The organism is Sphingopyxis sp. TUF1, assembly GCF_036687315.1.
Lineage (GTDB): Bacteria > Pseudomonadota > Alphaproteobacteria > Sphingomonadales > Sphingomonadaceae > Sphingopyxis > Sphingopyxis kveilinensis.
Genome location: NZ_CP144683.1, coordinates 1,576,077 through 1,594,738, shown reverse-complemented (window position 1 = coordinate 1,594,738; position 18,662 = coordinate 1,576,077). Strand labels below are relative to the sequence as shown.

Genomic DNA, 18,662 nt, shown 5'->3' with positions numbered 1-18,662 from the left:
GCTTGCAGGCGCCTGGATCAGCTTTTGCGCCCTTTGGCCGGTTTGTCGTCGGTCGCATCGCTGCTCCTCGATGCCCCGCCCATCAGCCCGCCGCCGAATTGGCCGAGCAGCGACTGGACGAGCCCCAATCCGCTCTCACCCATCGGCACCCAGGTCTTGACCATCGCCTGCACCATCTCGGGCGTGATGCCCTTTGCCATCAGCTCCTTGACGCGATCGAGATAAATATCGTGGAGCGGCTCAAGGTCAGGAAGGCCGAACAACCGCCGCGCCTCTTCGGGGGTGCAATCGATCTCGATATTGAATTTCATCGCCTGTCTCCGCCCCGCTGATGCTATGCCGCTTGAGCCATGACCGCGGCACCGCTAGCTTTGCGCTTTCATTGCCAAGAAGCAAGAGTCAGGAGAGCTCCCGCCATGCCCGCGACGAACATAACCATCCCCGCGCTCGACGGGACGGACGTAATACCCGCCTATGTCGCACGCCCCGACGCCGACAGTTCGCGCGCGATCATCGTCATCCCGGAAATCTTCGGCGTGAACGCGGGCATTCGACAGAAATGCGACGATTGGGCAGCCGAAGGCTATCTGGCGATCGCCCCCGATATTTTCTGGCGCTTCGCGCCCGGAGTCGAACTCAATCCCGACGTCGAGACCGAACTCCAGGAAGCGTTCGGCTATTTCGGTCAATATGACGCCAACGACGGAGTGAAGGATATCGAAGCGGCGATCCGCTGGCTCCACAGCCAGGGGGCCAGCAAGGTTGGCTGCGTCGGCTTCTGCCTTGGCGGCCGCCTTGCCTATATGGCGGCGGCGCGCACCGACGTCGATGCGTCGGTCGGCTATTATGGCGTGATGATCGACCAGATGCTGAACGAAAGCCACGCGATCGCCAATCCGCTGATGCTCCACATCCCGACCGAGGATCATCTGGTCGACCATGAAGCGCAGAAGCGGATTCACGAAGGGCTCGATTCGCATCCGAAGGTGACGCTCCACGATTATTCCGGCCTCGATCATGGCTTTGCGGCAACGATGGGCAATCGTCGCAACGACGAAGGCGCCAGGCTTGCCGATGGCCGCACCCGGGCCTTTTTCGCCGAGCATCTGGCATGAGCGCGCATCCCGGACTCGCCGCGTGGCACGCCTATATGGCGGACGGTGGCGACCCGCAGCGTTTGCGGAGTTTGCTCGCCGACGATGCCGTATTTCACTCGCCCGTCGTCCACACACCGCAGGAAGGCGCCGACAAGGTCTTCGCCTATCTCCACGCGGCAAGCCATGTGCTTGGCGGGGAGCATTTCCGCTATTTGCGCGAAATCGTCGATGGCGATCAAGCAGTCCTCGAATTTCAGACCGAGCTCGACGGAATCCAGGTCAACGGCGTCGACATTATCCGCTGGAATGATGAAGGAAAAATCAGCGATTTCAAGGTAATGGTGCGACCGCTCAAGGCCATCAACAAGGTCTGGGAAAAAATGGCGGCGATGCTCGCAGCGCAGGCGGGCTAGATCAGGCTGAGTTCGGCGAGTTCGCGATAGAGTTCGGGCGGCAGGTCGCCGACGCCGCTTGTTTCGTCAAGCCCTCTGGGCGCATCGGCTTCGGCCAGATAGCGCCACCCCTGATGCGCGCGCTTGGGCTGCGGGTGCACGCGCTCGAGGTTGGCAACGCAGACGATATCGATCCTCCCGTCACTGCGATCGTCGAAACGCAGGATTTGCACGCGCGCGACGAGCATATGTTTGACAATGAAATGCAGCCGGCCACCGATCAGCTCGTCGGCGCGCTTGGGCTTGAAACGCGTCGTGAAGCGGATCTCGCCATCCCTCGCATAGGTGGCGATACGCGCCTCCAGCGCCGGATAGTCGGAACAGCCGACGGCGACGCGGGTCATATGAAGCTCGGACATCCCACGCCAGATGGAGCTTAGTCCCAGAAATTCAACCGCTTTGGGCCAAGCTGAGATTCCCCTGGCGCCAAGACTGAGAAAGTTCTCGATGGATAGAATCGAGATCTATCAAAAATGAAAACGATAGTTGGCCGCCTGCTGCCAAATCGAGCAGCTCATCCCTACTCCTCGCAAAATATATTCTTTGAGAGCTGACAACTAAATGCCGTAACGCTCCGGCGCTGTCTTCCAAGACAGTCTCGTCAGCGTTCCATTTAATACGTTGTAGTCCTTCAAGCGCGTGTTTTAGGTTTGCTACCGATGCACCGTTACTTAGAAGAACAGCGATTGTTTTTAAAACGAGCACGTCTCTAAACGTATATCTTCTTCTTTTTCCTCTGTTTTTCTCTCTCTTCCTTGTCGGAAAAAAAACGCCTGATCGTTCTAGATAGTCGATCATTGCCACCGACCTTAGGCCGGCAAGCCGCGCAGCATTTCGAGCATCATGATCTTCAATAATCATAGTTCTGCTCAGAACTTGTAATATATTCGCAGTAAAATCAACAAAAAGCGCTCTCTTCGTAAAGAAGATCAATAAATTGTGGTCATTTTCTGTTTGTGACACATGATATAGTGTGCGAGCTTCTACCTCGTCGCTACCGCACAGTTTTTAGGCGCGACTAGAAAGGAGAAAAATCCATGTACTTTGAGAAATACACACAGGGTGGCCAATGGCGTTGGCGCCTGAAAGCCGCCAATCACGAGATCGTCGCATCGGGCGAGTCTTACTGGAATGAGACCGACTGCGACCACGCGATCAATCTCGTGAAAGGCACGACCAGTGCAACACCGGTCCGCAAGCTCTAGCGAGCGCTTGCAGCCTACAATGAAGGGGCGGGCTATATCAACCCGCCCCTTTTTGCATTCAGCCGAAAAGTGTGCCGAGGCCGACGCTGGGGTCGATCCAGCCTTCGTAGATCATCTTGACCGCGACATAGACGATCACCGCAAGGCCGATGTATGCGATCCAACGATAACGCTCGATATATTTGGCGATGATGTTCGCCGCGATCCCCATTAGCGCGACCGCAAAGATCAGGCCTACGATCAGGATGCCGGGATGGTCGCGCGCCGCGCCTGCGACCGCGAGCACATTGTCAAGGCTCATGCTGACGTCGGCGACGGCCACGGCCCACGCCGCAGCAGCAAAGCTCTTCGCGGGTTTCAGACCCGAATGCTCGTCGCCTGCAATCTCCGGCGAACCCGCCGAATGCGCGCCGTCACGCAGCTCGCGCCACATCTTCCATGCCACCCAGACGAGCAACAGTCCGCCGATAAAGATCAGCCCGACGATCTGCATCAGCTGCGTCACGACAAGGGCGAAGGCGATACGCAGCACCAGCGCGGCGAGCACGCCGATCAGGATCACCTTGCGGCGCTGATCGGCGGGAAGCCCCGCGGCAAGCGCACCCACGACGATCGCGTTGTCGCCCGCGAGCACGATGTCGATCATCAGCACCTGCAGGAAGGCTGCGAAAGCCGCGGGCTGCGTGATGTTCGAAAAATCGTGAACGATCGCGTCCCACATGCCCGCGGGTCCGCCAAATCCGCCGGCGTGCGCGCCGGCCTGCATCAATATGTCCAGCATGATCGCTTAACCCGCCCTATGCTTATTGGTTCATCGAGTCGAAGAAATCTTCATTGGTCTTCGAATCCTTGATCTTGTCGAGCAGGAATTCCATCGCATCAACGGTGCCCATCTGCATGAGGATGCGGCGCAGCACCCACATTTTCGACAGCTTGTCTTTCTCGACGAGCAACTCTTCCTTGCGGGTGCCCGACTTGCCGACGTCGAGCGACGGGAAGATGCGCTTGTCGGCGACCTTGCGGTCGAGGACGATTTCGCTGTTACCCGTGCCCTTGAACTCTTCGAAGATCACTTCATCCATCCGGCTGCCGGTATCGATCAGCGCGGTGGCGATAATCGACAGCGAGCCGCCTTCCTCGATATTGCGCGCGGCGCCGAAAAAGCGCTTCGGACGCTGGAGCGCATTGGCATCGACACCGCCGGTCAGCACTTTGCCCGACGACGGAACAACGGTGTTGTAGGCACGCCCGAGGCGCGTGATCGAATCGAGCAGGATGACGACATCCTTCTTGTGCTCGACGAGACGCTTGGCCTTTTCGATCACCATTTCGGCGACCTGGACGTGACGCGTCGCGGGTTCGTCGAAGGTCGAGGAGACAACCTCGCCCTTCACGCTGCGCTGCATGTCGGTGACTTCCTCAGGCCGCTCGTCGACGAGCAGCACGATAAGATAAACCTCCGGATGATTGTCGGTGATCGCCTTGGCGATATTCTGCAGCAGCACCGTCTTGCCGGTGCGCGGCGGCGCGACGATCAGCGCGCGCTGGCCTTTGCCCTGCGGACTCACGAGGTCAATCACGCGCGCCGACTTGTCCTTGACCGTCGGATCGACGGTGTCGAGCGAGAGTTTCTGGTTTGGATAGAGCGGCGTCAGATTGTCGAAATTGACGCGGTGGCGCACGACATCGGGATCGTCAAAATTGACACTGATCAGCCTGGTCAGCGCGAAATAGCGTTCGCCGTCGCGCGGCGCGCGAATCTCGCCCTCGACCGTGTCGCCGGTACGCAGGCCATATTTGCGGACCTGGTTCGGCGAGACATAAATGTCGTCGGGACCGGCAAGATAATTCGCCTCGGACGAGCGCAGGAAACCGAAGCTGTCGGGCAGAACCTCGATCGTTCCGGACCCGATGATCTCCTCGCCCTCTTCGGCAAGTTCTTTCAGGATCGAGAACATCAGATCCTGCTTGCGCAGCGTCGATGCGCCCTCGACGCCCAGCTCCTCGGCCATTTCGACGAGTTGTGCGGGCGATTTTGTTTTGAGTTCTTTCAGATGCATGGATGGATTCCGGGTCAATAGTCGGGAGATAATCGGACTTAAATTCGTCGCACCATCGGGTGCCTATCCGGCCGGGGGACGACCGTTCACGATAGCTTCGGCGCGGAGGCCGCGCCTCCCGCTTGGAATGCGGGATTGACCGGCCCCTATAACCCGCCGCACGCCAAGTCAATCGCGGCTGCGACAGGCGGGGATGGGGCCGGGACGGTCGCGAAAGCGACAAAAGATACGGATGTACGGATCAAATCTGTCTCCTTTGTCGGCGGGGCCGCAGTGGTGCGCAGCTTACCTTCTGCGGCTATGCTGGACGGGTTTGCGATCGCCAATCCTTCCAAAGGTCAGGAAAGGTCAGCCTTGCGCGCCGGCGATTTGCCACTGTCGCCCGACCGGTTGCGCTCGATCATTGTCCACATCCTCACGCGCCGTAGCGACGGCGTTAATCGGCATTTTGAAAGAGCAGAGACCAAAGGGTGGCACAGTCAGACCATGTAGGACAGCGTCTTCTTTGGGCGCCCGGTTTGGGGTGGTGAGCGGATGTTAAATCCTCCCTGTCGCGTAGCGATGGGGAGGGGGACCGCCGCCGCAGGCGGTGGTGGAGGGGCTGAAACGTCAGCGCCATAGCCCCTCCGTCAGCGCTTCGCGCTGCCACCTCCCCATGGCTGCGCCACAGGGAGGATACTATGTCCGCTAACGCTCGCCAGCGGCCAATCCGCCAAGCCGTTCAGGGCCGGACGACCGCGAGGATGACGATGATCGCCGCGGCGACGCCGGGAACCTCGTTGAGCATCCGCAGCTGCTTTTCGGTGAGCGGCCGCTCGCCCTGACGGAGCTTCTTGAAATAACCGATCAACCAGCCGTGATAGCCCGACAGCGCGAATACGAGGATGAATTTGGCGATGAACCAGGTCTCGCCCCAATAATTGCCGTTGAAGGCAAGCGTCAGCCCAAGAATCCAGACGATGGTCAACGACGGGTTCAAAATGATCCGCCGCAGCCGGTCCTCGCGCTCGATCCATTTCTTGTCTTCGTCGGACCCGACCGCGGCCTGCTGGTGATAGACGAAGAAGCGTGGCATCATGAAAAGGCCGGCCATCAGAAAGATCACGAAAATAATATGCGCGGCTTTGACCCAAAGCATCGTCGCCCCCAAAAATCCTGCCCAGTCTGCCATATTATCCGCCGCGAACGCGTTTGATCAGATGTTCGACATGGGCGATCGGGGTGTCGGGAACGATCCCGTGGCCCAGGTTGAAGATATGGGGACGCACCGGGAATGCTGCAAGGATGCGGTCGATGGCGGCGTCGAGTGCGGACCCGCCTGCGACGAGCGCGAGCGGGTCGAGATTGCCCTGTACTGGAAGATGTGGCGGCAAGGCGGCATCGGCCCAGGCGGGATCGACCGTTTCGTCGAGGCCGATCGCATCGACGCGGGTTTCGTCGGCATAGGCGCGAAGCTTGCCCCCCGCGCCCTTCGGAAAGCCGATGATCGGCGTGTCGGGGTGCAGCGCCTTGAGACGGCGGACGATCTCGGCGTTGGGGGCGATCACCCATTGTTCGAACTGCGCCGGGCTGAGGCTGCCCGCCCAGCTGTCGAAAAGCTGCACCGCATCGACGCCATGTTCGATCTGGCCGGATAAATAGGTGACGGTCAAATCGACGATCGCATCGATGATCGCCTGGAACGCCGCGGGATCGCCATAGGCCATACGCCGCGCCGCCGCCTGGTCCTTCGATCCCTGCCCCGCGACCATATAGGTGGCGACGGTCCACGGGCTTCCCGCAAAGCCGAGAAAGGTCGTTTCGGATGGCAGCGACGCTGCGACGCGCGCGACGGTCGCATAGACCGGGTCGAGCCGCTGCGGCGCGGCTTCGAGGGACGTCAAGGCGCTGTCGACGAGCGGCGGCGCCAGTCGCGGACCTTCGCCCGCCTCGAACCACAGATGCTGGCCGAGCGCGTGCGGGATCACAAGAATGTCCGAAAAGAGAATCGAACCGTCGAACCCGAAACGCCGGATGGGTTGCAAAGTGACTTCAGCCGCGGCTTCGGGATCGTAGCATAGTTCGAGGAAACCGCCCTTGGTCTCGCGAAGGGCGCGATATTCGGGAAGATAACGACCCGCCTGCCGCATGAGCCAGAGCGGGGGCCGCTCGTGTCGCACCCCGCGCAGCGCCGCGAGGAGGTTCTTCGGTGACGCCTTCACGCGGCCCCTCTTTCTCTCATCATATAATATTTAATAATATTGTGGTGGTTTGTAGGTCGGCGGACAAGGCGGCTTTAGGCCGGGGCGCCCACTTTGCCAACAGCTTGACTCGCCGTCAGTTGCCATCGTCCGCAGAGTCGTCGGCCGCTTTCCCCCTAATTCACAGCATGTGGATAAGATTCATCCCATGTGGATAAGCACGGGAGCGGAATCGGCGCGGCGGGGGATGAATTGCGCGTGCCGAAATCATCCCGACGCTTTTGCCAAACTTATCCACAGGCTCTGTGGTCGTCCCCGAGATGCTGGAGAGGTTGCGGACCTATTGCCTTTTTTTCCGCTGCGCCCGAAAGCGGGGCGATGGGCCGCCTCCACTTGCACCTTATATCCGACTCCACGGGCGAAACGCTGGAAAATATCGCCAAGGCGGCCATCGCGCAGTTCGACGATGTCGAGGTCGTGCGCCATTTCTGGCCGATGGTGCGATCCGAATCGCATCTCGACCGCATCATGGCCGAAGTGCAGGCGAGTCCCGGCATGATCCTTTTCACGCTCGTCAACGGTGAGCTGCGCAGCAGCCTCGAACGTCGTGCGGGAATACTCAACCTGCCGACCGTGGCCGCGCTCGATGCGGTGACCGACGCACTCTCGCGGATGCTCGGGCAGGAAGCGAAGGGCCGCCCGGGACGACAACATGCTCTCGACGCCGCCTATTTCGCCCGGGTCGAGGCGATCCAGTTCACCGTTGCGCACGACGATGGCATCGGCTGGGAGAATTGGGAGCAGGCGGACATCATTCTTGCGGGCGTATCGCGCACGTCGAAAACCCCGACGAGCATCTATCTCGCCAACCGCGGGTTCAAGACCGCGAATATTCCGATCGTTCCCGAATCGCCGCCGCCCGCCGCGCTGTTCGACCTGAAGCGCCCGATGGTGGTCGGGCTTACCACGGGGCTCGATCGCCTCGTTCAGGTCCGCCGCAATCGTCTGCTTTCATTAAACCAGGCGCCCGAGACGAGCTATGTCGATGAAGAACGCGTCAAGGCCGAGCTGGCCTATGCGCGGCGGATGTTCGCCGACAACGGATGGCCGGTAATCGACGTGACGCGCCGCTCGATCGAGGAAACCGCGGCGGCGGTGATCAAGCTCGTCGAGGATCGCGCGAGCGCATGAGCCTGGTCCTCGCCTCGCAAAGCAGTGGCCGCGCCGCAATGCTCCGTGCCGCCGGGCTGGTGTTCGAGGCGACCGCAGCGCATGTCGACGAGGAAGCGCTCACCGCGTCGCTGCTCGCCGCCGGGCAGACGCCGCGCAACATTGCGGACGCGCTTGCCGAAGCCAAGGCGGTCAAAATCTCGTCGCGGCTTCCCGGCGTGACAGTGCTCGGCGCGGACTCGACGCTCGTGCTCGACGATGGGACGATGCTGACGAAGCCCGAAAGCCCGGAGGACGCCGCCGACCATCTCCGGCGCATGGCGGGCACGCGCCACCGGCTGTTCAGCGCGGTGGTCGCCGCGCGCGACGGGGCGCCGGTGTGGCGGGCGATCGGTGAGGCGAAGCTGTGGATGCGGCCCTTGTCCGATGGCTTCATTACCGACTATGTCGCGCAAAACTGGGATAGCATCCGCTGGACGGTGGGCTGTTACGAAATCGAGGGAGCGGGCGTGCAATTGTTCGACCGGGTCGAGGGCGACCCCTGGACCATCGTCGGAATGCCGATGCTTCTCCTGTTGGCGTGGCTGCGCACTATCGGACTGGCGCCGCAATGAGCAGGCCCTATGCGGAAGTGATCGGCGATCCGATCGCGCAATCGAAATCGCCGTTGATTCATAAATTCTGGCTCGATGCGCTCGGCATCGACGGCGATTATCGCCGCGCGCATGTAAAGTCCGACGACCTCGCTTCCTATATCGCCGAACGCCGCGCCGATCCCGACTGGCGCGGATGCAACGTCACCATGCCGCACAAGGCCGCGGTCATGGATCTGGTCGACGATCCGGGCGACATTCGCGGCACGATCGGCGCGATGAACACGATCGTGCGCCAGCCCGACGGGGTGCTGATCGGGACCAACACCGACGCCGCGGGATTCTATTCCCCGCTGGCCGAACTCGACCTTGAGGATGCGCCGGTCGCGGTCGTCGGCGCCGGCGGCGCGGCGCGCGCCGTGCTGTTCGCGCTGGCGCGGGCCAATGTCGGCAAGGTGACGATCTTCAATCGCTCGCCCTTGAAGGCGATGGGCCTGCTCGCGACTTTCGGGCTCAAGGGCGACGTCGTCGCGCTCGACGCCGCGCTGCCGCCAGTGCATCTGCTCGTCAATTCGAGCAGTCTCGGCATGACGGGTCAGCCGCCGCTCGACCTCGACCTGCCGTCGCTTCCGGACGATGCGATCGTCTATGACCTTGTCTATTCGCCGCTCCGGACGGGCCTCCTCAAGGCCGCCGAGGCGCGCGGGCTCGATACCGTCGATGGGCTCGACATGCTGATCGGGCAGGCGGCGCTCGCCTTCGAGCTGTTCTTCGGCATGTCACCGCCTGAAGGCCGCGACGACGAGCTTCGCGCACTGCTGGCGGCATGAGTCACTTCAAGCGCCCGCACCTGCCGCTCCGCCGCCCCTTCCTGCTCGGCCTCACCGGCTCGATCGGCATGGGCAAATCGACCGCAGCGGCAATGTTCGAGCGCGAGGGTGTTCCGGTCTTCGACGCCGATGCCGCGGTGCACCGATTACAGGGTCCGGGCGGCGCGCTGGTCGCGGCGATCGAGGCGCGCTTTCCGGGCACGACGGGGCCAAAGGGCGTTGATCGGCAGAAGCTCGGCGCGCGGGTACTCGGCAACACGCACGAACTCGCCGCGCTCGAAGCGATCGTCCATCCGGCGGTTTTCCGCGCCCAGAAACGCTTTCTGGCCAAGCACCGCGCGCGCGACGTCGTCGTGCTCGATATTCCGCTGCTGTTCGAAAAGGGCGGCTGGCGGCGCGTCGGCGCGATCGCCGTCGTGTCGGCGCCCGCGTGGATGCAGCGCAGGCGCGTGATGCGCCGGCCGGGTATGACCGCCGCGAAGCTCAAGGCAATCCGCCGCCTCCAGGTGCCCGACCGCGTCAAGCGCGCGCGCGCCGATTTCATCATCGAAACGGGCCGCCCGAAAAGCGAAACGCACCGCCAGATTCGCTTCATCGCCTCTTGTTTCCGCGCCCGATAGGGTCCAGATTATCCCTTCGATGCGTGAGATTATTTTCGATACCGAAACCACGGGTTTCGATCCCAAAACCGGGGACCGGCTGGTCGAAATCGGATGTGTCGAACTGATCGACCGCCGCGAGACCGGCGTCACCTTTCACGCCTATTTCAACCCCGAACGCGACATGCCTGCGGCAGCTGAGGCCGTCCACGGGCTATCGATCCAGTTCCTGTCCGACAAGCCGCTCTTTGCCTCGCGCGTCGACGAGCTGCTCGAATTTTTCGGCGATGCGCCGCTGATCGCGCACAATGCCGCGTTCGACTTCGGCTTCGTCAATGCCGAGCTCGCGCGCATCGGCCGTCCCGCGCTCGACATGGCGCGCATGTGCTGCACGGTGCAGATGGCGCGGAAACTTCATCCCGGCGCGAAGCACAGTCTCGATGCGCTCTGCACCCGCTACGGCATCGATCGCAGCCACCGCGTCAAGCATGGCGCGCTGCTCGATGCCGAGCTGCTCGCGCATCTTTACATCGAGATGACCGGCGGGCGGCAGATCGGGCTTGGCCTCGCCGCATCGGCCGCGGCGACCGTTTCGCCCGAGGCTGGCCCGGTTATTCCGCGCGGTCCCGCGCGGCCGTTTCGCGAACCGCGGCCGCATATGGCGTCGGCCGCCGAACTTGCGCGCCACGCCGAATTTGTCGCAGGGCTGAACCAGCCGCTGTGGCTCGATACGGTGTGACGACTCTCCCATTGTCGTCGCACCGGCCATAGAAGGAGAAGAAAAATGGAAATCCGCGTCTCTGGCCACCAGATCGAAACCGGCGAAGCGCTGCAGGCGCATGTCGCGGACCGGATGAACGCGATTGCCGACAAATATTTTTCGCGTGCGATCGGCGCGCACGCGACCTTCGGCAAGGGTCCGCACGACAGTTTTCAATGCGACATCGTTGCGCATGTCATGCAGGGACTGGTGCTGAAGGGGCACGGCCAGGCGCAGGACGCGCATGTCGCGTTCGAGGGCGCGGCCGACCGCATCGAAAAGCAGCTCAGGCGCTATATGCGGCGGCTGAAGGATCATAATAATGGCGGCGGAGCGCCGTCGCCGACCGTCGACGAGATCGAGGAAAACGCCAGTTACACCGTCTTTGATCCGGGTGCCGAAGAGGAAGATGCGGGCGATGCGCCGGCGATCATCGCCGAAACGCGCGTTGATATTCCGAGCAGCAGCGTCTCCGACGCGGTGATGATGCTCGATCTGCGCAACACCAACGCGCTGCTGTTCGTCAACAGCAAGACCGGCGCGCATAATATGGTCTATCGCCGCGACGACGGGACGATCGGCTGGGTCGAGCCACGATAGGGCTGGATTTTCTTCGCCATCCGGCTTAAGGGCCGCGCCCAACGATGCCCTAAGCCCGGATGGCGCGGGCGCTGCCACGACAGATCCGCGACCGCCTGCCGGCCTATGTTCCTGGCAGCGGCCGGCATTGAACAAGATTTGACCCGACGATGAATCTTTCTTCCCTTCTTTATCCGGCGACCGTGCGCGCGCATGTGCAGATCGATTCGAAAAAAGCGCTTTTCCCCTTCGTCGGCGATCTCGCCAGCCGCTCACTCGGCCTCGATGCCGGCGAAGTCGCCGAAGCCCTGCTCGAACGCGAACGGCTCGGATCGACCGGCTTCGGCCGCGGCATTGCGCTGCCGCACGCCAAGATGGCCGATCTCGGCGGCGTGCGCGGCCTGTTCCTTCAGCTCGCACGGCCGATCGATTTCAACGCGGTCGATGGCTTGCCGGTCGACCTGCTCTTCGTGCTGCTTTCGCCGCTCGATGCCGGTGCCGACCATCTCAAAGCACTCGCGGGCGTTTCGCGGATGCTTCGCAATGAAGCAATCGCTGAACGACTGCGCGGCGCCAAGAACGACGAGGCGCTGTATGCGCTGCTCGCCGACACCGAAACGCGTGACGCGGCGTAACCCGCCGCTGCGGATTTTTTCATGCCCCGGCTGAAAAGCCGCTTCCTCGTCGACCTGCTGCTGCGCCGCACCGAAGCGGCGGGGGGATTCGCAACCGTGCTCGCCAAAGGCGACGACACGTCGGGCATAATCCTTGTCCAGTGCAGCGACCGCGGCGAACCGGGCCTGCTGCTCGAACGGCGATTTTCGGCCGATGGCACCTATATCTGGGAGGCGGTCGGACCAGATGGCACAAAAGATGGTGAATCCCGCGCAAACTATCGCGAGCGGCGGCAGCGCGCCGATCCTGACCTATGGATCGTTGAACTGGACATCGCAGATGCCGCACAACTCGTCGCGGAGTGGGCCGCGTTAACTTGACTCTGTTGCGGCGCACAATAGCTGGCGCCCATTCGACAACGCGTAGGTCGACCTGCGGGTTGCACTGCCTGGTGGTGCATCCAGCGAGAAACGGGTTGGACACGCAGTCGGACGATGACCGCAGGCGGTATTGGACCATAGTCCCCCGCCTGTTCTGAGAGTTTCGGTTCATCGGCCGCACTTTTGACGGACAATATGAGTCGCATTTTGAACGTGGCCAGCGTGGCTGCCGTCGGCATGACTGCCGCCGCCATGCTGTTTCTGGCGGAACCCGGTTTTGCAAGCGATCTTGCCGCCGACGCCAATCTTCCCGCCATCACCCTGCCCGGCGCCGATGCGCCCGAGGTGCAGAAGGCGGATTTGCCGACCGGGACCCAGTTGCCGGTCGCCCAGCAAAAAGACCTTCAGGATGAAGGCGCCCCCCAAACCGAAGCGGCGCCTCCGGTAACCGCCGCGTCGCTCGCGGCGCTCGTCGCTGCGACGCCTAAGCCCGCCACGATCGATCGTGAACTGCGCTGCCTCGCCGGTGCGGTCTATTTCGAATCGCGCGGGGAATCGCTTCCCGGGCAGCTTGCGGTCGCGCATGTCGTGATCAACCGTGCCCAGTCGGGACGTTTCCCGACAAGCCTGTGCGGCGTCGTTCATCAAAAGAGTCAGTTCAGCTTTGTGCGTGGTGGCCGGATGCCCGCGATCCGCGAGGGCGCCCAGTGGGACAATGCCGTGGCGATCGCGCAGATCGCGCTCGACGGCAGCTGGAAAAATCACGCGCCCGGCGCGCTCTTCTTCCATGCGCGCTATGTCTCGCCCGGTTGGCGCAAGACGCGGATCGCGCAGATCGACAATCACATCTTCTATCGTTGATCCGGCCGGGCCCGACGCGCGATAGTTCGCGTCGGCCATGCTGTTCATTGCCAAGCCATAATTGCTGGCGCATGATGCGCATATGATGCGTCATCTTTCCGTCGCCCTGCCTTTCGCAGCAGCGCTTGCGCTTGGCGGCTGCGCCACGGCGGTCCCGCCCGTCGAAGTTACCCGTTTCCACAGCAATGCCGTCGCCGGCTGGGCGCCGGGGACGCGCTACACCGTCGATACCGCGCCGCTTGGCGACGCCGCGGCGATGCCGGGCACGACCGCCCCCTCGCTCGAATGGTCGAGCTATCGCAGCGCGGTCGAACGTCAGTTGCAGCTGCAGGGCCTCGTCGCTGCCCCCGACGGGACGCGCGCGCCGCTCAAGGTCCGGATCGGCTTCGACCGTGCGAACCACGAAAGCATCGGCAAGCGATCGCCCGTGTCGGTCGGCGTCGGCGGCTCGACCGGCAGCTATGGATCGGGCGTCGGCCTTGGCGTCGGGATCAATCTTGGCGGCGGTCCAAAGCGCATGGCCGATCTCCAGCTGTCGGTGCGCATCGACGATGCTGCCACCGGTCAGGCCCTGTGGGAAGGCCGCGCGCTGACCGCGGTGCCGGTCAAGGCGCCGGCCAACCAGCCGAGCCTTGCCGCCGCGAAATTGGCCGAAGCTTTATTCAAGGACTTCCCCGGTGAATCGGGACGCACTATCAGCGTCCCATGACCATATCCATCAACGCCGCTTTCGACAGCGGCAACATCGTCGTGGACGCCATCGACGGCACGTCCGCCCGCTTGTCGATCCGCAAGGATCGCGAATCGGACTTCTTCCAGTGGTTCCACTTTCGCGTCGCCTGCTCGGTTGGCGACGCGCTCGATCTGGCGATCACCGGGCTCGATGCGTCGGCTTATCCCGACGGCTGGCCGGGCTATGCCGCGTGCGCGAGCTATGACCGCGAAACCTGGTTTCGCCTCGACACCAGCTATCAGGCCGGAACGCTGACGATCCGCCATAATGCCGAAGGCCCGCTCCTGTGGGTCGCCTATTTCGCGCCCTATTCGATGGAACGGCACCACGACCTGATCGCATCGGTCGCCGAATGCGAGGGCGTGACCTATCGCTGCCTCGGCACCAGCCTTGAGGGTCAGCCGATCGACTGCCTAGAAATGGGCAGCGGCGACACGCAGGTCTGGCTCTATGCGCGCCAGCACCCGGGCGAAAGCATGGCTGAATGGTGGATGGAGGGTGCGCTCGAAATGCTCACCGATCCCGCTGATCCGCACGCGCGCGCGCTCCGCCAGAAATGCCGCTTTCACATCGTGCCAAACATGAATCCCGACGGCTCGCGCCGCGGCCATTTGCGCACCAATTTTGCGGGCGTGAACCTCAACCGCGAATGGCACCAACCGACTGCCGAACGCAGTCCCGAAGTGCTGTGCGTGCGGAATGCGATGGACGAAAGCGGCGTCGACTGGGCGATGGACGTCCATGGCGACGAGGCGATTCCGGCAGTGTTCCTGGCGGGTTTCGAGGGCATCCCATCGCTCAAGCCCGAGCAGATGGACAAATATAAGGCGTTCGAGGCGGCGCTCGCCGCGAACACCCCCGATTTCCAGCTCGATCTGGGCTATGCCGAATCGGCACCGGGAAAAGCCAACCTCTCAATGTCGACGACGCAGCTCGCCGAACGCTTCGGCGCAGTGTCGATGACGCTCGAAATGCCGTTCAAGGATAATCGCGATTTGCCCGATCCCGTTCAGGGCTGGTCGCCCGAGCGGTCGAAACGCCTTGCGCACGCCTGTCTGCAGACGCTGGACCATCTGCTGTGAGCGACGCCTGGCGGATCGTCGAAGACGATTTGTCGGGCGCCGCGATCCGCGCGCTGCTCGAGGTGCATTTTGCGGGGATGCTCGCGAACTCGCCCGCGGGCAGCTGTCACTTTCTCGATTTCGACGGGCTGCGCAGCGATGGCGTGACCTTCTGGTCGATCCATCGCGGCGACGATCTTGCGGGCTGCGGCGCGCTCAAGATGCTGGGCGGCGGGCACGGCGAGATCAAATCGATGCGCACCGCGGAAGATTTCCTGCGCCAGGGCGTTGCCGCGCGGATGCTGGGCCATATCATCGCCGAAGCACGGACCCGCGGCCTCGACCGCCTCAGCCTCGAAACCGGGCGGGGCGCGGCCTTCGAACCGGCCATCGCGCTATATCGCCGCTATGGTTTCGAGGATTGCGAGCCCTTTGCCGACTACCGGCCCGACCCGTTCAGCCGGTTCATGACGCGCGCGCTCTAGAAACAGAAACGGGGCCCGGAAGGGACTCCGGACCCCGATCTGGCCGAAGCCGGAAGGCGGCGCTCAGGCGGCCTTCTTGTTCTCGATCACGGGCGCGGCGTTGGCGCCGATGGCGATCTTGTGCGGCTTCATCGCCTCGGGCACTTCGCGCACCAGGTCGATCGTCAGCAGCCCGTCGGCGAGGTCGGCGCTTTGCACGCGGACAAAGTCGGCGAGCTGGAAGCGACGCTCGAACGCGCGCGTCGCGATGCCGCTATAGAGAAGCTGGCGCCCCTCGCCCTCGGCAGCGGGCGCTTTGCGGCCGCTCACGGTCAGCATATTCTGCTGCGCGGTGATGTCGATTTCGTCCGACTTGAAACCGGCGACCGCGACGGTGATGCGGAAATGGTCGTCGGCGATCTTTTCAATGTCGAACGGCGGATAGTTTTCCGCGCCCGAAGCGCCGGTTTCGAGGAAATCGAAGAGCCGGTCGAAACCGACGGTCGAACGGCGATAGGGGGTCCAGTCAAAGCTGTTACGCATGGATCATTCCTTCCTTTACAAAGCGAAGCAAAGGGACCGCGGACCTGGCCGCGATCGCCACCCGGCCCCATGTCGGCGGCCGGATAGTGCCAATCTGGTAACCCCCGAAACCATTTCAAGAGGGGCGTTGGCCTTTGCGGAAAAGCCACGCTAAAGGGCGGCGAAACCGCTCCATCCAAAGGATATGAAATGCCGCAGCTCATCCTCATCCGTCACGGCCAGTCGCAGTGGAATCTCGAAAACCGCTTCACCGGCTGGTGGGATGTCGATGTCACTGAAAAGGGCGCGGCCGAGGCATGGGCCGCGGGCGAACTGATGAAGGCGAGGGGCCTTGCGCCCAACACGTGCTTCACCTCGGTCCAGACGCGCGCGATCAAGACGCTCAATCTTGCGCTCGAGGCGATGGGGCGCCTGTGGCTGCCGGTGACGAAGGACTGGCGCCTCAACGAACGCCATTATGGCGGGCTCACCGGGCTCGACAAGGCCGAGACCGCGGCGAAGCATGGCGATGAACAGGTCAAGATCTGGCGCCGCAGCTTCGACATCCCGCCGCCGCCGCTCGAAGCCGGTTCCGAATGGGATTTATCCGCCGACCCGCGCTACGCCGGCATCGCGATCCCCTCGGCCGAAAGCCTGAAGGACACGATCGAGCGCGTGCTGCCCTATTATGAAACCGCGATCGCGCCCGAGCTTGCCGCGGGCAAGACGGTGCTGATCTCGGCGCACGGCAACAGCCTGCGCGCGCTGGTCAAGCATCTGTCGGGCATTTCGGATGCCGACATCACCGGCCTCGAAATCCCGACCGGCCAGCCGATCGTCTATGAACTGAACGATGATCTGAGCGCGCGCGAGCGTTATTATCTCAGCGAGCGGTAACGCCCGTCGCCCCCGCCCCCGCCTTCGCGGGGCGACGATGGACGATCAATCGCGCAGCAGCTCGTTGATGCCCGTCTTCGCGCGCGTCTGCGCGTCGACGCGCTTGACGATCACCGCGCAATAGAGTGACGGCCCCGGCATCCCGTCGGGCAGCGGCTTGCCCGGCAGCGACCCCGGAACGACGACCGAGTAAGCGGGGACTTCGCCGATGAAGACCTCGCCTGTCGCGCGGTCGATGATCTTGGTCGAGGCGCCGAGATAGACGCCCATCGACAGCACCGCTCCCTCGCGGACGATCACCCCCTCGGCGACTTCGGCGCGCGCGCCGATGAAGGCGCCATCCTCGATGACGACGGGGCCCGCCTGCAAAGGCTCCAACACGCCGCCGATCCCGGCGCCGCCCGACAGGTGAACGTTCGCGCCGATCTGCGCGCAGCTGCCGACGGTGGCCCAGGCGTCGACCATCGACCCTTCGCCGACATAGGCGCCGATATTGACGAAGCTCGGCATCAGCACCGCGCCCTTGCTGATGAAGGCGCCGCGGCGGACGATCGAACCCGGGACCGCGCGGAAACCCGCCTCGCGAAAGCGATTCTCGCCCCAGCCTGCGAACTTCGACGGCACCTTGTCCCACCAGGTCGCGCCGCCGGCGCCGCCTTCGATGATTTCCATGTCATTGAGGCGGAACGACAGCAGAACCGCCTTCTTGAGCCACTGGTTGACCTGCCACGTGCCGTCGGCACCACGCTCGGCAACACGAAAGCGGCCGTCGTCGAGCCCTGCAATCGCGGCATCGACCGCCCCGCGCACCGCGCCGGTCGTCGTGAGGCCGAGCGTGTCGCGCGCGTCCCACGCGGCGTCGATCGTGGCTTGAAGGTCGGCGGTCATGAAACTCCCCAGGGCAAAGGCAGATTGTCGAGCCAGTCGGCAATGTCGGTCGCGTGAAAATCGACATGGTCCGGCAGGTGGTCGCGATGGCCGCTTTCGCTGCCATTGTCCAGCCACACGGTCGTCATGCCGAGGGCCTTTGCCGGGGTCAGGTTGCGCGCCATATCCTCGACGAACAGGCTCTTTGCGGGATCGATGCCGAGGTGTTCGACCATCATGGCATAGGCTGCCGCATCGGGCTTGGGCGTATAGCGGGTGATACGAATATCGCAGATGCCGTCGAACAAATCGGCGATCCCGCGCGCTTCGAGCACGCGCGCCGCATAATCGGCGTCGGCGTTGGTGAAGACCAAACGGCGTCCCGGCAGCCGCTCGAGCCCTGCGCGGAGCCGCTTATCGGGGGTCAGCCGGTCGAGGTCGATGGCATGGACGTCGACCAGAAATTCTTCCGGCGCGACGTCATGATGGCGCATCAGCCCGGCCATCGTCGTGCCATGGTCGTGGAAATATTTCTTCTGCACGCGCCGCGCCTCGACCGCATCGACATCGAGCAGCCGCATGATGAAGGCGCCCATGCGTTCGTCGATCAGGTCGAACAGCTTCGACGACGGCGGATAGAGCGTGTTGTCGAGATCGAAGATCCACGTATCGATATCGGCGAGGCGCTGGGGCATGCGCGGCGCTTACCGGCGGCGTGCGGGATGGGCAAGTTGCAT

At 63.0% G+C, this 18,662-nt stretch carries 27 protein-coding genes; 17 read left to right on the top strand and 10 right to left on the bottom strand.

The features are described 5' to 3' along the window. Window positions 1-17 precede the first annotated feature (17 nt). Window positions 18-311 (bottom strand): DUF6489 family protein, encoded by a 294-nt coding sequence (locus VSX77_RS07675; protein ID WP_338427051.1) that lies wholly within the window; start codon window positions 309-311, stop codon window positions 18-20. Window positions 312-416: 105 nt separating this feature from the next. Between VSX77_RS07675 and VSX77_RS07670 the strand changes: the two genes are divergently transcribed. Next, entirely contained in the window at window positions 417-1,115 is a 699-nt protein-coding gene (locus VSX77_RS07670) for a dienelactone hydrolase family protein (protein ID WP_338427050.1), read from the top strand. Next, a complete protein-coding gene (locus VSX77_RS07665; protein WP_338427049.1) occupies window positions 1,112-1,510 on the top strand; it encodes a nuclear transport factor 2 family protein in 399 nt (132 codons plus the stop codon). Before VSX77_RS07670 ends, VSX77_RS07665 begins: the two co-directional genes overlap by 4 nt. Here the strand turns inward: VSX77_RS07665 and VSX77_RS07660 are convergent. After that, entirely contained in the window at window positions 1,507-1,893 is a 387-nt protein-coding gene (locus tag VSX77_RS07660; RefSeq protein WP_338427048.1) for a DUF1489 family protein, read from the bottom strand. The two genes, VSX77_RS07665 and VSX77_RS07660, sit on opposite strands and share 4 nt — an antisense overlap. Window positions 1,894-1,939: 46 nt before the next feature. Further along, a complete protein-coding gene (locus VSX77_RS07655) occupies window positions 1,940-2,410 on the bottom strand; it encodes a MerR family transcriptional regulator (protein WP_338427047.1) in 471 nt (156 codons plus the stop codon). Between the two features lie 176 nt (window positions 2,411-2,586). On the opposite strand from VSX77_RS07655, the gene VSX77_RS07650 reads away from it, so the two are divergent. Further along, the gene (locus VSX77_RS07650; RefSeq protein ID WP_338427046.1) at window positions 2,587-2,754 is read left to right on the top strand and encodes a YegP family protein; all 168 of its coding nucleotides are present in this window, start codon (window positions 2,587-2,589) and stop codon (window positions 2,752-2,754) included. A 58-nt stretch (window positions 2,755-2,812) separates the two neighbouring features. Here the strand turns inward: VSX77_RS07650 and VSX77_RS07645 are convergent, their stop codons facing one another. Further along, window positions 2,813-3,535 (bottom strand): TerC family protein, encoded by a 723-nt coding sequence (locus VSX77_RS07645; RefSeq protein ID WP_338427045.1) that lies wholly within the window; start codon window positions 3,533-3,535, stop codon window positions 2,813-2,815. A gap of 22 nt (window positions 3,536-3,557) precedes the next feature. Beyond that, on the bottom strand, window positions 3,558-4,814 hold the full coding sequence (rho, locus tag VSX77_RS07640; protein WP_338427044.1) for a transcription termination factor Rho: 1,257 nt from the start codon (window positions 4,812-4,814) through the stop codon (window positions 3,558-3,560). Window positions 4,815-4,949: 135 nt separating this feature from the next. On the opposite strand from rho, the gene VSX77_RS07635 reads away from it, so the two are divergent. Next, the gene (locus tag VSX77_RS07635) at window positions 4,950-5,306 is read left to right on the top strand and encodes a hypothetical protein (RefSeq protein WP_338427043.1); all 357 of its coding nucleotides are present in this window, start codon (window positions 4,950-4,952) and stop codon (window positions 5,304-5,306) included. A gap of 229 nt (window positions 5,307-5,535) precedes the next feature. Here VSX77_RS07635 and VSX77_RS07630 read toward each other — a convergent pair whose 3' ends face one another. Further along, window positions 5,536-5,985, bottom strand: a complete 450-nt coding sequence (locus VSX77_RS07630; protein WP_338427042.1) for a CopD family protein — start codon at window positions 5,983-5,985, stop codon at window positions 5,536-5,538. 1 nt (window position 5,986) lies between these two features. Further along, window positions 5,987-7,015 (bottom strand): uroporphyrinogen decarboxylase, encoded by a 1,029-nt coding sequence (gene hemE / locus VSX77_RS07625; protein ID WP_338427041.1) that lies wholly within the window; start codon window positions 7,013-7,015, stop codon window positions 5,987-5,989. 357 nt (window positions 7,016-7,372) lie between these two features. On the opposite strand from hemE, the gene VSX77_RS07620 reads away from it, so the two are divergent. From VSX77_RS07620 to VSX77_RS07565, 12 genes are all read left to right on the top strand, one after another. Continuing rightward, window positions 7,373-8,185 carry a pyruvate, water dikinase regulatory protein gene (locus VSX77_RS07620; RefSeq protein ID WP_338427040.1) on the top strand — a complete coding sequence of 271 codons (813 nt, stop codon included), beginning with the start codon at window positions 7,373-7,375 and terminating at the stop codon, window positions 8,183-8,185. Further along, window positions 8,182-8,778 carry a Maf family protein gene (locus VSX77_RS07615; RefSeq protein WP_338427039.1) on the top strand — a complete coding sequence of 199 codons (597 nt, stop codon included), beginning with the start codon at window positions 8,182-8,184 and terminating at the stop codon, window positions 8,776-8,778. The genes VSX77_RS07620 and VSX77_RS07615 overlap by 4 nt, the downstream gene beginning before the upstream one ends. After that, window positions 8,775-9,587 carry a shikimate dehydrogenase gene (gene aroE / locus VSX77_RS07610; protein WP_338427038.1) on the top strand — a complete coding sequence of 271 codons (813 nt, stop codon included), beginning with the start codon at window positions 8,775-8,777 and terminating at the stop codon, window positions 9,585-9,587. Before VSX77_RS07615 ends, aroE begins: the two co-directional genes overlap by 4 nt. Further along, window positions 9,584-10,207: a dephospho-CoA kinase gene (gene coaE / locus VSX77_RS07605; RefSeq protein ID WP_338427037.1), complete on the top strand. Its 624-nt coding sequence runs from the start codon at window positions 9,584-9,586 to the stop codon at window positions 10,205-10,207. The genes aroE and coaE overlap by 4 nt, the downstream gene beginning before the upstream one ends. A gap of 19 nt (window positions 10,208-10,226) precedes the next feature. Then, window positions 10,227-10,925 (top strand): DNA polymerase III subunit epsilon, encoded by a 699-nt coding sequence (gene dnaQ / locus VSX77_RS07600; protein ID WP_338427036.1) that lies wholly within the window; start codon window positions 10,227-10,229, stop codon window positions 10,923-10,925. 45 nt (window positions 10,926-10,970) lie between these two features. Next, on the top strand, window positions 10,971-11,546 hold the full coding sequence (gene hpf, locus VSX77_RS07595) for a ribosome hibernation-promoting factor, HPF/YfiA family (protein WP_338427035.1): 576 nt from the start codon (window positions 10,971-10,973) through the stop codon (window positions 11,544-11,546). A 149-nt stretch (window positions 11,547-11,695) separates the two neighbouring features. Next, window positions 11,696-12,160 carry a PTS sugar transporter subunit IIA gene (locus VSX77_RS07590; protein ID WP_338427034.1) on the top strand — a complete coding sequence of 155 codons (465 nt, stop codon included), beginning with the start codon at window positions 11,696-11,698 and terminating at the stop codon, window positions 12,158-12,160. A gap of 21 nt (window positions 12,161-12,181) precedes the next feature. After that, window positions 12,182-12,520, top strand: coding sequence for a DUF1491 family protein (locus tag VSX77_RS07585; RefSeq protein ID WP_338427033.1), 339 nt, complete (start codon window positions 12,182-12,184; stop codon window positions 12,518-12,520). Between the two features lie 195 nt (window positions 12,521-12,715). Beyond that, on the top strand, window positions 12,716-13,381 hold the full coding sequence (locus VSX77_RS07580; protein WP_338427032.1) for a cell wall hydrolase: 666 nt from the start codon (window positions 12,716-12,718) through the stop codon (window positions 13,379-13,381). An 85-nt stretch (window positions 13,382-13,466) separates the two neighbouring features. Continuing rightward, window positions 13,467-14,090 (top strand): DUF4136 domain-containing protein, encoded by a 624-nt coding sequence (locus VSX77_RS07575; RefSeq protein WP_338427031.1) that lies wholly within the window; start codon window positions 13,467-13,469, stop codon window positions 14,088-14,090. Next, window positions 14,087-15,196 (top strand): M14 family metallopeptidase, encoded by a 1,110-nt coding sequence (locus VSX77_RS07570; protein WP_338427030.1) that lies wholly within the window; start codon window positions 14,087-14,089, stop codon window positions 15,194-15,196. Before VSX77_RS07575 ends, VSX77_RS07570 begins: the two co-directional genes overlap by 4 nt. Then, window positions 15,193-15,660 carry a GNAT family N-acetyltransferase gene (locus tag VSX77_RS07565; protein ID WP_338427029.1) on the top strand — a complete coding sequence of 156 codons (468 nt, stop codon included), beginning with the start codon at window positions 15,193-15,195 and terminating at the stop codon, window positions 15,658-15,660. Before VSX77_RS07570 ends, VSX77_RS07565 begins: the two co-directional genes overlap by 4 nt. A 63-nt stretch (window positions 15,661-15,723) precedes the next feature. Here VSX77_RS07565 and VSX77_RS07560 read toward each other — a convergent pair whose 3' ends face one another. Further along, window positions 15,724-16,182: an Hsp20 family protein gene (locus VSX77_RS07560; RefSeq protein WP_338427028.1), complete on the bottom strand. Its 459-nt coding sequence runs from the start codon at window positions 16,180-16,182 to the stop codon at window positions 15,724-15,726. A gap of 189 nt (window positions 16,183-16,371) precedes the next feature. Between VSX77_RS07560 and gpmA the strand changes: the two genes are divergently transcribed. Then, the gene (gene gpmA, locus VSX77_RS07555) at window positions 16,372-17,058 is read left to right on the top strand and encodes a 2,3-diphosphoglycerate-dependent phosphoglycerate mutase (RefSeq protein ID WP_338427027.1); all 687 of its coding nucleotides are present in this window, start codon (window positions 16,372-16,374) and stop codon (window positions 17,056-17,058) included. A 45-nt stretch (window positions 17,059-17,103) separates the two neighbouring features. Here gpmA and dapD read toward each other — a convergent pair whose 3' ends face one another. Next, entirely contained in the window at window positions 17,104-17,946 is an 843-nt protein-coding gene (dapD, locus tag VSX77_RS07550) for a 2,3,4,5-tetrahydropyridine-2,6-dicarboxylate N-succinyltransferase (RefSeq protein WP_338427026.1), read from the bottom strand. Next, entirely contained in the window at window positions 17,943-18,620 is a 678-nt protein-coding gene (locus VSX77_RS07545; RefSeq protein WP_338427025.1) for a pyrimidine 5'-nucleotidase, read from the bottom strand. The genes dapD and VSX77_RS07545 overlap by 4 nt, the downstream gene beginning before the upstream one ends. Window positions 18,621-18,662 lie beyond the last annotated feature (42 nt).